This window comes from Alkaliphilus flagellatus (assembly GCF_018919215.1).
In the GTDB taxonomy this organism is placed as follows: Bacteria; Bacillota; Clostridia; order Peptostreptococcales; family Natronincolaceae; genus Alkaliphilus_B; species Alkaliphilus_B flagellatus.
Genome location: NZ_JAHLQK010000005.1, coordinates 125,848 through 140,904, shown reverse-complemented (window position 1 = coordinate 140,904; position 15,057 = coordinate 125,848). Strand labels below are relative to the sequence as shown.

Below are 15,057 nucleotides of genomic sequence, written 5' to 3'. Positions count from 1 at the left end.
CTTTATTTACCGATTTCTAAAGCTTTAAGAGCCATACTTTTTGTTCCATTTAATGCTGTAACATTGGCCTCGTATGCTCTAGTTGCTGAAATCATATTCGCCATTTCAGTAACTATATCTACATTTGGCATTAATACATATCCACTTTCATCAGCATCTGGATGCCCAGGTTCATAAACTTTTTTATATGGTGACGAATCATTCTGAATTGATGATATCTCTACTCCTGTTAAATTTGATGCTTGTCCATTTGATCGTCTAAGATACTCAGAAAAAGGCATGTTGTTATCCTTACTTTTGAATATAGCCACTTGTCTTCTATATGGAGTGCCATTAGCTGTTCTTGTTGTATTAGCATTAGCTATATTTTTTGTAACTATATCCATCCTTAATCTTTCTGCTGTTAATCCTGAAGCACTAATATTAATTGAGTTGAAAATTGACACTAATACCTACCTCCCTTCATTAATAACAAATTTTATTTTTTGAAATCCACTTTGCATTCTACTTGTTAAAGTATTGTATAAAATTTCATTTTTAGCTCTCTCTGCCATTTCCACATCAATATCCACATTGTTTTTATCTCTTCGAGTACTAAAACTATCTTCAGTTTTTATTTTATATTTTAGTTCTTTAATATTTCCCCCGTTTATATGTATATGTTTTGGGTTTGTAACAGCTCCTTTTAATTTTTTTTCTGCCAAACTATCTTTTAAAATATCTTCAAAAACTACTTGTGACTTTTTAAAGTTAGGTGTCTCTGCATTAGCAATATTATTTGTAATTATTTCATTACGCTTCCATGAAGCATCTAAAGCTTTTGATAAAACATTAATATTATTATACATATTTCCCTCCATCGATATATTTCGATATTTTTCATGTTTTGTATCATTTAACCAACTTTCTTTTTAGCTAAGTATACATCATCTTATAACAATAATAAAGATTTTACAGAGTAACGGACATATGAAATATGATTAAATGCATCATCCCTATAGACCATTGTTTAAAACCTCATATTGATTATACATAATTTATTTGACAAAATCAGCTAAAATCCTCTTTTTTTTTAGGTTTTTCAACTTTTAGGACCCGAGTACTACCGCAAGATTGTTAAAATTTAGGCCTAATAATTTAGATGTAGGAAAGTTACATTATTTTTATGCATATATAGATTAATAGAACAATGTACTAAAACAATATAGGATTCATTATTGTATTAAAACATAAAAATACTAGCTGTTTTTAAATATACACAGCTAGTATTTTCATGTTTTAATTTCATTTAATTAAGATATATATTAACTATCTTTTTAACTTTCTTAATTCGTTAATAAGATGATCATTTAAAATTCTAATATGGGTTCCCTTCATACCCAAGGATCTTGATTCGATCACTCCAGCACTTTCGAATTTTCTTAGGGCATTTACTATAACAGAACGTGTAATTCCAACACGATCAGCAATTTTGCTAGCCACTAATAATCCTTCTTCTCCTTCTAATTCATTAAATATGTGTTCAACCGCCTCTAGTTCTGAATAAGATAGCGTTCCTATTGCCATTTGAACTACTGCTTTTTTTCTAGCTTCTTCTTCAATAGCATCAGATTCTGATCTTATAATTTCCAATCCTACTACTGTTGAGCTATACTCAGCCATTACTAGATCATCCTCATTAAAGGCTCTATCGAATCTAGCTAAAACAAGAGTACCAAGACGTTGACCACTACCATTTATAGGAACAATAGTCACTAACTTTTCGTAACTATCAATATCGTACTTAAAGAATGTTAGAAGTTCATCTTTAGTAATATTGGATTTGGTTTCATTTACAGATAATAACTGCTGGTTGTATTCATCTGGAAATCTTTTTTCACCTGTTTTCTCATCAACAATAATAGGACAATCTGAAGTATCTGTTAAGCTAACACCTAGTACTTTACCCTTTGAGCTAGCTACATATACATTTGCATCTAAAACTTCACTTAAAATCCTACATAATTCATTAAATGAAATAGTAACGTCTCCTGATTGTTGCAAAATTTTGTTAATTCTTCTTGTTTTTTCTAATAATGTACCACTACTCATTATTCTTCCTCCTTAGAAAACTTCATTTTAAATGTTATAGTTTAATATTAGTCTATGCTTTTATCCTATGTAGGAAATAATCTAATCATAATACAATAACTCTTTATATAATACAAATTACTAACCTGGTTATATTATTTATAGCTTTTTCTAAAAATCGACTTTCTATACTCACTGTACTTGTTTAAATTTATTTAATTAATATTTAACAATAAATATAACACAGTTAGTTAAATTATAGATTTTTTAAAATATCCCCATATCTTTCCATAACAGTTTGAATATAAGCACATTAGCAATATTATCACAACTATTATTTTGTTTCAATATATATTTTGTTAAATAAGAAAATTTTTAATTTTCAATCCTATACTCATATTTACAATCTTTATCGCTACACATAATTTTTTCACTTTTTTTATTTTTCTTGTGTACCAATATATTGTTGCACTGAGGACATTTTTTATCAATAGGTCTGCTCCAAGATACAAATCTACACTTTGGAAAATTGCTACATCCATAAAAAAGTCTCCCTTTTTTTGATCTTCGCTCTATCACTTCGCCATCTTCGCATTTCGGACAACTTACTCCGATTTTATGAAGAAAAGGTTTTGTTTCCTCGCATTCAGGATAGTTTGAGCAAGCTAAAAATTTTCCATATCTACCATGTTTAATTAACATTATAGCTCCACAATTTTTACACTCTTCATCGCTTTCCTCTACAAAATCAATTTGTTCCATATGCTCTTCCGCATAGACCAACATTATATGAAATTCATTGTAAAACTCTGAAATAAGTTTTTTCCAATCGTGTCCATTTTCTTCTATGTGGTCTAAACTTTGCTCTAGGTCCGCTGTAAAATTAACATCAATAACTTTAGAAAAATATTCCTCTAATATTTCATTTATAATATATCCCAATTCAGTAGCAACTAAATTTTTGCCTTCTTTTTCAACATATCCTCTAGAAAGTATTGTAGATATAGTTGGGGAATAAGTACTAGGCCTTCCTATTCCTAATTCCTCCATTGTTCTAACCAAAGATGCCTCTGTATATCTAGCTGGCGGTTGTGTATAGTGTTGTTTAGGCAACTTTTCAAGAATACTAATTTTCTCTCCCTCGTTCAAAATAGGCAAATCTACATTTTCTGATGTATTAGCATAGCTATATACTTTTAGGAACCCATCAAACTTCAGCCTAGATCCTGTGGCTTTGAAAATCACTTCATTTATATTTAAATCCACAGATAACGTATCATATAAGGCTGGAGCCATATTACTAGAAACATATCGCTCCCAAATCAATTTATAAAGTAGGTGTTGATCCTTTGTTAATGAAGACTTAATAATATCAGGATGTTTATAAACATAAGTAGGTCTAATAGCTTCATGGGCATCTTGAACACTTTTTTTACTCTTAGCTTCTTTTTGATTCTTAGCTTCCTTATTCCCATACTTATCGCCGATAACTTCATTAATATACTTTTTAACTAATTCAGTAGCCTCATTAGATATTCTAGTGGAGTCAGTTCTAATATAAGTAATTAAACCTACTGTGCCCTCTTTTCCAATATCAATTCCTTCATATAGTTGTTGTGCTAAAGACATCGTTTTTCTAGTAGAGAAACCTAATTTGTTTGCAGCCTCCTGCTGTAGGGTACTAGTTGTAAATGGTAAATTAGGATTTCGTTTTTTTTCACCTTTTCTAACACTTGTAACAGTCAACTTATTATCCCCTACAGTGTTTAAAATCCTATTTACTTCTTTCTCACTATGTATTTCTTTATTCCCTAAATTATCAATTTGAAACTTAACTTGAAACTTTTCTTTTTTAGAATTTTCTACATTTAGATTTAAACTCCAATACTCTTCAGGTTTAAAATTTTTAATTTCTTCTTCTCTATCTATAATAAGCTTTGTAGCCACAGACTGTACTCTACCAGCACTAAGTCCCTTTCTAACGTTCTTCCAAAGTAGAGGGCTAATTTGGTATCCTACTAACCTGTCTAAAACTCTTCTCGCTTGTTGAGCATCTACTAAATCGCGATTAATCGCTCTAGGCTTCTTTATTGCATTAGTAATAGCTGTTTTTGTAATTTCATTAAATTCGATTCTACAGGATGTATCCTCTTCTATACCTAGAGCTCTTGCTAAGTGCCATGAAATAGCCTCACCTTCTCTATCGGGGTCAGTTGCTAAATAAACATTCTTTGACTTTTTAGCCAAAGTCTTAATTTCCTTCAAAACAGGTCCTTTACCTCTTATAGTAATATACTGCGGTTCAAAATTATTATCTATATCAACTCCAAGTTTACTTTTAGGTAAATCAATAATATGTCCCACAGATGCTTTTACAACATAATTTTTTCCTAAGAACTTTTCTATGGTTTTTGCTTTTGCTGGTGATTCAACAATTACTAAAGATTTTGCCAATTCATACACCTCCATTATGCTGTGATTTTCCTCTGGAATTATTAGACAAAATCAAGTCTTTACATTATATCAATTTATTTCGATACTGTAAATGTCTTACCTGGCATCTGACTTATATAACCTTTAATTTCTAATATAGTTAAGATTGGATTCAACTCAGATGCTTTAATTCCTGTTTCATTTATAATTAAATCAATATTTATGGGTCTTCTTTTTATTATTTCATATATCAAGGATTCTAATTTACTTAGTTCTATTTTTGAGGATTCTTCTAAACTCTTTTTTCCTAATGAGTATTTATATTTAAGATTTTCAATCACATCATCAACCTCAAGTAAGATTCTAGCACCATCCCTAATCAGTTTATTAGATCCTTTACTTTGCATATTATTAATATTACCAGGTAGAGCATAAACATCTTTTCCTTGATCCAACGCATATTCTACAGTAATTAATGCTCCACTGTTCTCAGATGCTTCAATTACTATTACACCATCAGATAACCCGCTAACAATTCGATTTCTTGCTGGAAAGTTATACTTTAATGGTGGCATTCCTAGGCAATACTCCGAAATAATACAACCATCTACAACCATCTTATCCATTAAATTTCTATTAGAAGCTGGATAACACTGATCTAATCCGCATCCTAAAACACCGATAGTATAGCCATTAGACTCTAATGCTCCCTTATGTCCATATGTATCTATACCTAAAGCTAATCCACTTATAATTCCAACATCCCATTTTGTTAGCTCTCTTGCAAACTGATAGGCTGCCCATCTACCGTAAGGTGTGGACTTCCTAGCACCAACTATAGCTATTAAAGGTATGTCAAATTTTATTTTATTTCCTTTTATATATATTACATAGGGAGGATCATATATGTTTTTAAGTTTAGAAGGATATTTATCATCTAAAATTGTTAAAGGAAGTATATTGTTATCATCTAAATTTTTAAAAATTTTAGTGATAAATTGCTCATTCCTATTTTTTATAATTTTATCCATAATTATTCCACGTTTATTCAATGCATTACTAATATGTTTTTCGTCTGCTACCCAAATATCTTCAAGGTTATGAAAATAATCTACTAAGTTTCTAATATCTTTATTAGTAATGCCTTCTATATAACTTAACCATACAATAATTTCTTTTTCTTTCAACTCCATACTATTTCCCCCAAATATTGCTTTGTTTGAAACAGATTCTTTTAAATCTATGATTTTAATGAAATAAGTGATGCTTTTGAAGGTTTAAACTGTTTTTTATACAGTATTAATTATATACTATATAGAAAAAATAATAAATCTATTGTGCTGAATTTGCATAATAATGTATAGCCATTCTATTTTCTCAACATAATTATTTGAATATTAATCCATTTAGATTTCTATACTGTAAAGCTTCAGCCAAATGATCTTCACAAATAACATCGCTGTCGCCTAAATCTGCGATAGTTCTTGCTACCTTTAAAATTCTACTATAACCTCTAGCACTTAATTTCATTTTATCGAAAGCTAAATTCATTAATCGTTCTGAAGAAGGCGTTAATGAGCAGTATTTTTTTATTGATGCTCCATTTAGTTGAGAATTAAATAAATACTTAGTCTTTTTATATCTTTCTAGTTGAATTTCTCTAGCCTTCTCTACACGAAATCTTATATCCTTAGATGATTCTACATTTTTATCACTAATCAAGTCATTATAGTCTACAGCTGAAGTTTCAACAATTATATCTATACGATCCATAAGAGGGCCTGATATTTTACCTACATATCTATTTATCTGATAAGGGGTACAACTACACTCCTGACCAGAATTAGTGCCATAGTAGCCACATGGACAAGGGTTCATTGCAGCTAGCAACATGAAATCTGCTGGATAGGTATAGGATCCATTTATTCTTGATATGTGTATAGTTCTATCTTCTAAGGGCTGTCTTAATACTTCTAAAGTTGATTTATTGAATTCTGGTAATTCATCAAGAAATAGAACACCGTAATGACTCAAAGAAACCTCTCCTGGTTTAGGAATTCTTCCACCACCTGTTAAAGCAACTAGCGAACTAGTATGATGTGGAGAACGAAAGGGCCTATCACTGACTAACCCTTCGTCAGAATTAAGTAACCCAGCAACACTATATATCTTAGTAATTTCTAGAGCCTCATGAAAGGTTAATTTAGGAAGTATTGATGGTAATCTTCTAGCCGCCATTGTTTTACCAGACCCGGGTGGACCTATCATTAGTAAATTATGATTTCCAGATGCAGCTATTTCTAATCCCCTTTTAAAATTTTCCTGCCCTTGGAGATCTTTAAAGTCTTCAGTGACAATTTCTGTCTTATACTCATAGTCGGAAGATCCCTTACAACTATATATTCTATCTTCTTGTTTAAGATGGAGTGCTATATCGTTTAAATTTTTAGCGGCAATTATTTCTATATCATCAACAATTTTTGCCTCCTCTAGATTTCCATTAGGAACTATCACTCTTTTAATACCCTCGCGATACATTTGTAATAGCATAGGGAGCACACCACTTACTTTATTAATTTTTCCATCTAAAGATAGTTCTCCAAGTACCAATGTATGATCTAATTCATCTAAAGGAATTTGCATAGATGCACCTAAAATTCCTAAGGCAATAGGCAGGTCAAAATGACTTCCTTCTTTTTTAGTATCTGCTGGTGATAGGTTAATTGTAATTCTTTTTAAGGGAAAGTCCAACTCACTATTTTTTATGGCAGCTCTTACTCTTTCTTTAGATTCCTTTATAGACGTATCAGGAAGTCCAACAACATTTACATTTGGTAATCCATTGGCTATATCTACTTCCACTTCGATCATAGTAACGATTAGACCTGTTATGCAGCAGGTTTTTACCTTAGCTAACATAAATCCACTTCCTATTCTTCTATTTTACAATAAATTATATAAACTGATTCTATATATAAAATTTTTTTCCTTTAATTTTCTTAATTTTTTGTAAATTTTTTTCAAAAAAGCAGCATAGCTGCTATAATTAAAATGCATTTTCAATATGGTCTATTTTGTATTTTTTGCCTATTATCTTTACTTCTATTACATCAAATCTATAGTGACAACAAGTATTATTCAGCTTTCTATGCAGTATATACTGCTGAGATAGTCTTTGTATTGTTTTCTGTTTTCTGTAATTAACAGCTTCTGAGGGCATTCCATATGTATTTGAAGTTCTAGTTTTTACTTCTATAAATACAATAATATTATCTTTTTTAGCAATTATATCTAACTCTCCAAGCCTAGTACGATAATTCCGATCCAGAATATAATAGCCGTTATCTCCAATATAATTTACAGCCAATTGTTCCCCTATCAAACCTAATTTTATTTTCATAATACTATCTCCCATATTTTAGTATCAACTATAATATCTTACTCAAAAATGATATTCTATGCATCGGACTTATGCCATACTGCTTTAATGCTTCTCTATGAGCCTTAGTCCCATAGCCTTTATTTTGTTTAATATTATAGTTAGGATACTCCATATGCCATCTTTGACAAAGTCGATCCCTTAGTACCTTAGCTACTATAGAAGAGGCAGCTATACCGTGACTAATATCATCGCCTTTAACAATAGCCATTTGAGGAATAGGTAAATCAATTTTCTCTGCATCAATTAATATGTAGTCTGGAGTAATACTATTTTCACATTTATCTTTAATAGACAAAATTGCTTTTTTCATAGCTAATCTAGTAGCATTCTTTATATTAATCTTATCTATAATCTCCGCAGAAACTGTTCCTACTCCTATAGCTATAGATTTCTCTTTAATAATTTCATACAACTGTTCTCGTTTTTTAGGAGATAACTTTTTAGAATCTTTAACACCATCTATAATTAAACCTTTTGGCATAATCACTGCTGCAGCTAGAACAGAACCAAATAAACATCCCCTGCCTACCTCATCACAACAGGCTATATAATTATGTCCCGTATTCCATATTGTGCTTTCAATATCTAATGTTGGCATGTAATCACCCCTTTAGAATTTACTTTTTAAGAATTATGGGCGTTCTAATGAAATACGCCCGATTTTTCCAGACCTAAACTCATCTAATATAATGTTAGATATTCTTGAATAGTCAATTTCGTCACCTTTTAAAATACAACCTCTATTTCTTGAAATATGGTCCATTATATCTATAGTCGAATTATATTCTTCGTTAATCTTATATCTTTCAATTACTTTTTCTTTATGATCATTCCATAAAATTTCTAATAATTTGTAGGCTAATGTTTCAGTATCCATTATTTCATCTTTAATAGCCCCAGAAAACGCTAAATTTTGAGCAACAATAGGATCTTCAAACTTTGGCCACAATATACCTGGTGTATCCAATAGTTCCATATCACCTTTTAATCTAATCCATTGCTTTCCTTTAGTTACTCCTGGTCTATCACCGGTTTGTGTGCTCTTTCTTCCCGCCAACTTATTAATCAATGATGATTTTCCTACATTTGGTATCCCAGCAATCATTATTCTAGCTGGTCTCGCCTTTCTACCTTTCTTGATTAGTGCATCCATTTTTTCCTTTATTGCCTTTTGACTTTCTTCTATTACTTGCCTTATACCTTCACCAGTTATAGTATTAACCGGTATTACCGTCATACCTTTTTCTTTAAAGTAGTTTACCCATCTAGATGTAATTTGTGGATCTGCTAGGTCAATCTTATTAAGTATAATAACCTTAGGTTTGTCACCTATAATTCCATCGATATCAGGATTCTTACTACTCAGTGGTATACGAGCATCAAGCAACTCATAGACCACATCTACAAGCTTTAACTGTTCCTTTATTAGCTCTCTAGTTTTTTTCATATGCCCTGGATACCAGTTAATATTCATTACTCCCACTCCTCCCATAATACAATATTATATAATATTATAAACAATAAAGGGACTGAATATCAGCCCCTTTACATTAATATTTCTTCTTTTCTTTGATCTTAAACGCCGCTTTACCAACTCTATCACGTAGATAGTAAAGTTTAGCTCTTCTAACTTGACCTCTTCTTGTTACTTCAACTTTTTCAACTCTAGGAGAGTGTACAGGGAATGTTCTCTCAACTCCCACACCAGAAGCTATTCTTCTAACTGTAAAAGTTTCGGCAATTCCACCGCCTTGTCTTTTAATTACGATACCTTCAAATATCTGAATTCTCTCTCTGTTACCTTCTTTAATTTTAACGTGTACTTTAACAGTATCCCCAGTATTAAAATCAGCAACATCTTTCTTTAATTGTTCGTTTGTAAGTGTTTTTAAAATATCCATAGTTGTCCCTCCTTCCATCGTAGACGTTCATATATTAATCCTATATAGAGGACCGTCCGTTCTACCTTGTAGATTATATCATAGTTATAAAAATATAACAATATATAATTGGCGAATATTTCATTTATTTTTCTTCTTTAATGCTCTCCAAAAAAACCTTATCTTTTTTACTAAGTTCTACACCCTTTAGCAAGTCTGGTCGTCTTTCAAAAGTTAACTTTAAAGACTTTCTTCTTCTCCACTCTTCTATCTTTTTATGATCTCCAGAAGTAAGTATATCTGGGACAATGAGTCCTCTAAAATCTTTTGGCCTAGTATACTGTGGATATTCCAACAATCCAGAATAGAAACTTTCTTCTTCAAAAGATTGATCTTGAGATAATACACCAGGAACTAATCTAGCTATAGCATCTATAATAACCATAGCTGGTATTTCGCCTCCTGTTAATACATAATCTCCTATAGAAATTTCATCAGTTACAATTTCATCTATTACTCTTTGATCAATTCCTTCATAATGACCACAAATCATTACTATACTCTTTTCCTTAGAAAGTTCAATTGCCATCTGTTGATCAAATGTTTTACCTTTTGGAGACAGATAAATAACCCTTGGTCTTTGGTTTTCTTCTGTGACTAATGTGTTCACTATATCATTATAGCAATCAAAAATCGGCTGTGGAGTCATAACCATACCAGGGCCTCCTCCATATGGATAATCGTCTACCTTTTTATGCTTATTATCAGCATAATCACGCATATTAATATACGCAATATCAACAATTCCATTTTCCTTTGCTCGTTGAATAATGCTATTTCCCAAGGGACCTACAAACATCTCTGGAAACAAAGTCATAACCTTTATAATCATTCTATCATTCCTTCAATAGGATCAATAACTATTTTTCTCTTGTCTAAAGAGATTTCAGGTATAAACTCCTTAACTGCCGGTATCATAATTTCCTTATTATCTGTACTTTTTATAATATAAACCTCACTAGAACCTGTTTGGATTATATCCTTTACCTTGCCAATATATTCATCTTTTACTGTATATACATCAAGTCCAATAATATCTGCAATATAATAAGTATCCTCTGGCAAATCTCTTCGTTGTGTTTCATCGATAAGTAGATATTTATCCTTAAATTTTTCAACTAAATTTATATCTTCATATCCTTTAAATGATAGAATAACAAGAGTTGGCTTATATTTTATATTTTCTATATAAAACTTTTCTCTATAACCATCTATATAAATCCATTCAAGCTCCTCAAAACGCTCCATATAATCCGTAAGAGGAAGTACCTTCACATCTCCTCTTATACCATGAGTATTAGTTATTTTGCCTACTCGTAGCATGTTTTTCATAGATACATACACCCTTTTCTCAAATAAATCATTTAGTATCATTATAAACACCGTAGTCAATATTTAAAACATATTATATATATAATAAGGACTAGGTTTCCCTAATCCTTACTGAATAATTTCAACAATTACCCTTTTATTTTGTTTTGTGGCAGCAGCTTTAACAACCGTTCTAATTGCCTTAGCAATTCTTCCTTGCTTACCAATTACCTTCCCCATATCCTCTGGGGCAACTTTAAGTTCTATAATAATAGATTGATTTCCTTCTACTTCAGTAACAGTCACTTGGTCAGGATTATCTACTAATCCTTTAGCAATAACTTCTACTAAATGACCCATTTATATACCCCCTAATTAAGGAATTACTCAATGATGCCATTCTTTTTAAATAAGTCTTTTACTGTGTCTGTTGGTTGCGCACCATTTTTTAACCATTTTTCTGCTTTTTCATTGTTGATTTTGATTTCTTTAGGTTCAGAAACTGGATTGTAATATCCGATTTCCTCAATAAATCTTCCATCTCTTGGAGATCTTGCATCAGCAACAACTATTCTATAGAAAGGTTTTTTGTGTGCACCCATTCTTTTTAATCTAATTTTAACTGCCATTTTTTCACCTCCTTTAAAAAATAAAGCTTATTATTTACCGAAGAAAGGCATCTTAAACTTTCCACCTTTTTTCGCTGATTTACCCATATCAGTAAACTGTTTCATCATTTTTCTAGTTTGGTCAAATTGTTTAAGTAGTTTGTTTACTTGCTGAACAGAAGTTCCACTACCTATTGCAATTCTCTTTCTTCTACTTCCATTAATAATGCTTGGGTTTTGTCTTTCGTCTTTAGTCATAGACTGAATAATTGCTTTAACATATACTAGCTCTTTCTCATCTACATCTAAATTTTTGAGTTGCTTACCACCCATACCAGGAATCATTTCTAAGAGCTGACCTATAGATCCCATCTGTTGTACTTGCTGCAACTGATCAAGAAAGTCATCAAAAGTAAACTGCTGATTCTTAATTTTGTTTTCAAGTTCTTTAGCCTTTTTAGCATCAAAATTTTCCTGTGCCTTTTCTATAAGACTAAGCATATCACCCATTCCTAAAATTCTTGAGGCCATTCTATCTGGGTGAAATGGTTCTAAATCATCAAGTTTTTCTCCAAGTCCAGCAAACTTAATTGGCTTATTAGTAACAGCTCTAACAGATAATGCAGCACCACCACGGGTATCTCCATCTAACTTTGTTAAAATAACTCCATCGATACCCAGTTTTTCATTAAAATGTTCCGCTACATTTACTGCATCTTGTCCAGTCATAGAGTCTACTACTAAAAGAATTTCATGAGGTTTCACCGTAGATCTTATATCTTGGAGCTCTCCCATAAGATCTTCATCAATATGAAGCCTACCTGCAGTATCTATTAAAACAACATCATTACCATGATTAATACCATGGTCTATACCAGCTTTAGCAATATCTACAGGACTTTGTTTGTCTCCCATTGTAAAAACAGGAACTCCTACCTTCTCTCCTACAACTTGTAGCTGTTTAATAGCAGCTGGTCTATATACGTCACCGGCTATTAAGAGAGGTCTCTTTCCTTGTTTTTTTAGCATACCAGCTAACTTACCTGTAGTAGTTGTTTTACCTGCACCTTGTAAACCTACAAGCATAATAATTGTAGGTGGCTTAGATGAAAAGTTAATCTTACTTTGAGCTTTCCCCATCAAATCAGTTAATTCATCATTTACTATTTTAATAACCTGTTGAGCTGGAGTTAAGCTCTCTAGTACCTCAGATCCAATAGATCTTTCCTTAACCTTGTTTACAAATTCTTTAACAACCTTAAAGTTAACATCCGCCTCTAAAAGTGCAAGTCTCACTTCTCTCATAGCTTCTGTTACATCTTTTTCTGTTAGTTTACCTTTACCCTTTAATCTTTTAAATGTATCTTGAAGCTTTTCTGCTAAACCTTCAAAAACCATCCTTATACCTCCCTTCTCAGGGCTTAATTATTTAGAAAACTATCTAATTCATACTTAATTTCATTAATTTGTTTTTGTAATTGTTCTGAAGAAGAACTTAGTTCTAGTCCATTTTCTAAATCAATTACTTTATCTAATATTGTTAAGATTTTTTCATTTTTAGTCTGCAATAATTTTATAAAACCAAGTTTTTCTTCGTACTGATATAAGAGTCTTTCTGTTCTTTTTAACATATCATAAACAGCTTGTCTAGATATATTAAATTCATCAGCTATTTCACCCAGAGACAGATCTTGATTATAATAAAGATCTACTATATCCCTTTGCTTTTCAGTCAACATTTGATTGTAAAAATCATACAAAACCGAAATTTCAACTGTTTTTTGTAACATATCAGCACTTCCTATTAGTTATCTGTAAAGTATATTCACTTTACAGATGTAATTTTATAATAAAAATAATCCTATGTCAAGCATTTTATTCTTCTTCTCCAAATATTGCCTTAACAAAAGTTTGAGGGTTAAATTCTTGCAAGTCTTCCATTTTTTCCCCAACACCTATTAATTTAACAGGAACATTTAATTCTCTACTTATACCTACAACCACCCCTCCCTTTGCAGTTCCATCTAGCTTTGTTAATACAAGACCAGTAATTTGGGCTACTTCTTTAAAAGTTTTTGCTTGTTGCACAGCATTTTGACCTGTAGTAGCATCTAGCACCAGTAATATTTCCTTTGAGGCACCATCATACTCCCTATCCACAACCTTAAATATTTTACCTAACTCATTCATTAAATTCTTTTTATTATGAAGTCTACCAGCAGTATCGCATATAAGAACATCAATGTTTCGCGCCTTCGCCGCCTGAATAGCATCATATATAACAGCAGCAGGATCTGCCTCTTCTTGGTGTCTTATTACATCGACTCCAACCCTATCTCCCCAAATTTTTAATTGATCAATAGCAGCAGCCCTAAATGTATCACCAGCAGCCAACAACACTTTTTTACCTTCACTTTTAAAACGATGAGCCATCTTTCCAATGGAAGTTGTTTTACCAACTCCATTTACTCCTACTACAAGTATAATTGCAGGTGACGGTTCAATTTTAATTTCGGAGCCTGGTAGATCTTCTAATATTTCTGTTAATTTTTCCATAAGTAGCTCTTTTACTTGAATAGGATCAGAAACTTTTTCCTTCCTAACTCTATCTCTTAGATCATCTACTATTTCCATAGTTGTTTGAACACCCATATCAGAAGTAATTAGAATTTCCTCAAGTTCTTCAAATAAATCTTCATCTATTTTTTTATAGGATTTAAGTAAATTATCCACCCTATCCGTAATACCACTTTTTGTTTTAGAAAGCCCTTCTTTTAATCTTTTGAATAAATTAAATTTAGATTTTGTTTCCTTTACTTCTTTTATCTCTTCTTCAACTTCTGCAATTTCCTCTTCTATTTCCTCTTCTATTTCTTCTTCTATTTCTTCTTCAACTTTTCCAGTTTCATCTTCTACTTCTTCTTCTACTTCTTGTACTTCCTTTAACTCTATTTTATCTTCTATTTCGATCTCTATATCTTCTAACTGAAGTATGTCAGTTTTTTCCTGCACTTCTTCTTGAAGCCCATTTGTTTCTTCTGTTTTTTCAACCTCCTCTAGCTTAGTTTTGTCATCCATGTTCTCTTCAATTGTTTCCTGAAATGCTTCTTCCTTATTAAAATAATCTTCAATTTGTTCATCACTTTTTTTATCTTCATTAACCTCATTATTTTCTTCTACTTTAGTCAAATATTCTTTTTTCTTATCTTTTCCTGTAAGCTTATCAATAAACTTTTTAAACATAATACTCCTC

Annotated in this window: 17 protein-coding genes; all 17 read right to left on the bottom strand. The window is 31.4% G+C overall.

What is annotated here, in order from left to right; all coding sequences use genetic code 11:
- Positions 1–2: 2 nt before the first annotated feature.
- Positions 3–446 (bottom strand): flagellar basal body rod protein FlgC, encoded by a 444-nt coding sequence (gene flgC, locus KQI88_RS13385; protein ID WP_216418139.1) that lies wholly within the window; start codon positions 444–446, stop codon positions 3–5.
- Between the two features lie 6 nt (positions 447–452).
- A complete protein-coding gene (gene flgB, locus KQI88_RS13380) occupies positions 453–848 on the bottom strand; it encodes a flagellar basal body rod protein FlgB (RefSeq protein WP_216418138.1) in 396 nt (131 codons plus the stop codon).
- 460 nt (positions 849–1,308) lie between these two features.
- A complete protein-coding gene (codY, locus tag KQI88_RS13375; RefSeq protein WP_216418135.1) occupies positions 1,309–2,091 on the bottom strand; it encodes a GTP-sensing pleiotropic transcriptional regulator CodY in 783 nt (260 codons plus the stop codon).
- 354 nt (positions 2,092–2,445) lie between these two features.
- The gene (topA, locus tag KQI88_RS13370) at positions 2,446–4,524 is read right to left on the bottom strand and encodes a type I DNA topoisomerase (protein ID WP_216418133.1); all 2,079 of its coding nucleotides are present in this window, start codon (positions 4,522–4,524) and stop codon (positions 2,446–2,448) included.
- A gap of 74 nt (positions 4,525–4,598) precedes the next feature.
- On the bottom strand, positions 4,599–5,696 hold the full coding sequence (gene dprA, locus KQI88_RS13365; RefSeq protein ID WP_216418131.1) for a DNA-processing protein DprA: 1,098 nt from the start codon (positions 5,694–5,696) through the stop codon (positions 4,599–4,601).
- Positions 5,697–5,889: 193 nt separating this feature from the next.
- Positions 5,890–7,422, bottom strand: coding sequence for a YifB family Mg chelatase-like AAA ATPase (locus KQI88_RS13360; RefSeq protein WP_216418129.1), 1,533 nt, complete (start codon positions 7,420–7,422; stop codon positions 5,890–5,892).
- Positions 7,423–7,549: 127 nt separating this feature from the next.
- On the bottom strand, positions 7,550–7,903 hold the full coding sequence (locus tag KQI88_RS13355) for a YraN family protein (RefSeq protein ID WP_216418127.1): 354 nt from the start codon (positions 7,901–7,903) through the stop codon (positions 7,550–7,552).
- Between the two features lie 28 nt (positions 7,904–7,931).
- Positions 7,932–8,543 (bottom strand): ribonuclease HII, encoded by a 612-nt coding sequence (locus KQI88_RS13350; RefSeq protein WP_216418125.1) that lies wholly within the window; start codon positions 8,541–8,543, stop codon positions 7,932–7,934.
- A gap of 33 nt (positions 8,544–8,576) precedes the next feature.
- Complete coding sequence (gene ylqF, locus KQI88_RS13345; RefSeq protein WP_216418123.1) at positions 8,577–9,419, bottom strand: ribosome biogenesis GTPase YlqF; 843 nt, start codon at positions 9,417–9,419, stop codon at positions 8,577–8,579.
- A gap of 76 nt (positions 9,420–9,495) precedes the next feature.
- Positions 9,496–9,846, bottom strand: a complete 351-nt coding sequence (rplS, locus tag KQI88_RS13340; RefSeq protein ID WP_212378213.1) for a 50S ribosomal protein L19 — start codon at positions 9,844–9,846, stop codon at positions 9,496–9,498.
- Between the two features lie 124 nt (positions 9,847–9,970).
- The gene (gene trmD, locus KQI88_RS13335) at positions 9,971–10,717 is read right to left on the bottom strand and encodes a tRNA (guanosine(37)-N1)-methyltransferase TrmD (protein WP_216418122.1); all 747 of its coding nucleotides are present in this window, start codon (positions 10,715–10,717) and stop codon (positions 9,971–9,973) included.
- On the bottom strand, positions 10,714–11,217 hold the full coding sequence (rimM, locus tag KQI88_RS13330; protein WP_216418121.1) for a ribosome maturation factor RimM: 504 nt from the start codon (positions 11,215–11,217) through the stop codon (positions 10,714–10,716). Before rimM ends, trmD begins: the two co-directional genes overlap by 4 nt.
- Positions 11,218–11,325: 108 nt before the next feature.
- Positions 11,326–11,556: a KH domain-containing protein gene (locus KQI88_RS13325; RefSeq protein WP_212378219.1), complete on the bottom strand. Its 231-nt coding sequence runs from the start codon at positions 11,554–11,556 to the stop codon at positions 11,326–11,328.
- A gap of 23 nt (positions 11,557–11,579) precedes the next feature.
- The gene (gene rpsP, locus KQI88_RS13320) at positions 11,580–11,825 is read right to left on the bottom strand and encodes a 30S ribosomal protein S16 (protein WP_012159320.1); all 246 of its coding nucleotides are present in this window, start codon (positions 11,823–11,825) and stop codon (positions 11,580–11,582) included.
- A 30-nt stretch (positions 11,826–11,855) separates the two neighbouring features.
- Positions 11,856–13,202: a signal recognition particle protein gene (gene ffh, locus KQI88_RS13315; RefSeq protein WP_216418120.1), complete on the bottom strand. Its 1,347-nt coding sequence runs from the start codon at positions 13,200–13,202 to the stop codon at positions 11,856–11,858.
- 23 nt (positions 13,203–13,225) lie between these two features.
- Complete coding sequence (gene ylxM / locus KQI88_RS13310; RefSeq protein ID WP_216418119.1) at positions 13,226–13,594, bottom strand: YlxM family DNA-binding protein; 369 nt, start codon at positions 13,592–13,594, stop codon at positions 13,226–13,228.
- Positions 13,595–13,679: 85 nt separating this feature from the next.
- Positions 13,680–15,047 (bottom strand): signal recognition particle-docking protein FtsY, encoded by a 1,368-nt coding sequence (gene ftsY, locus KQI88_RS13305; protein WP_216418118.1) that lies wholly within the window; start codon positions 15,045–15,047, stop codon positions 13,680–13,682.
- Positions 15,048–15,057 lie beyond the last annotated feature (10 nt).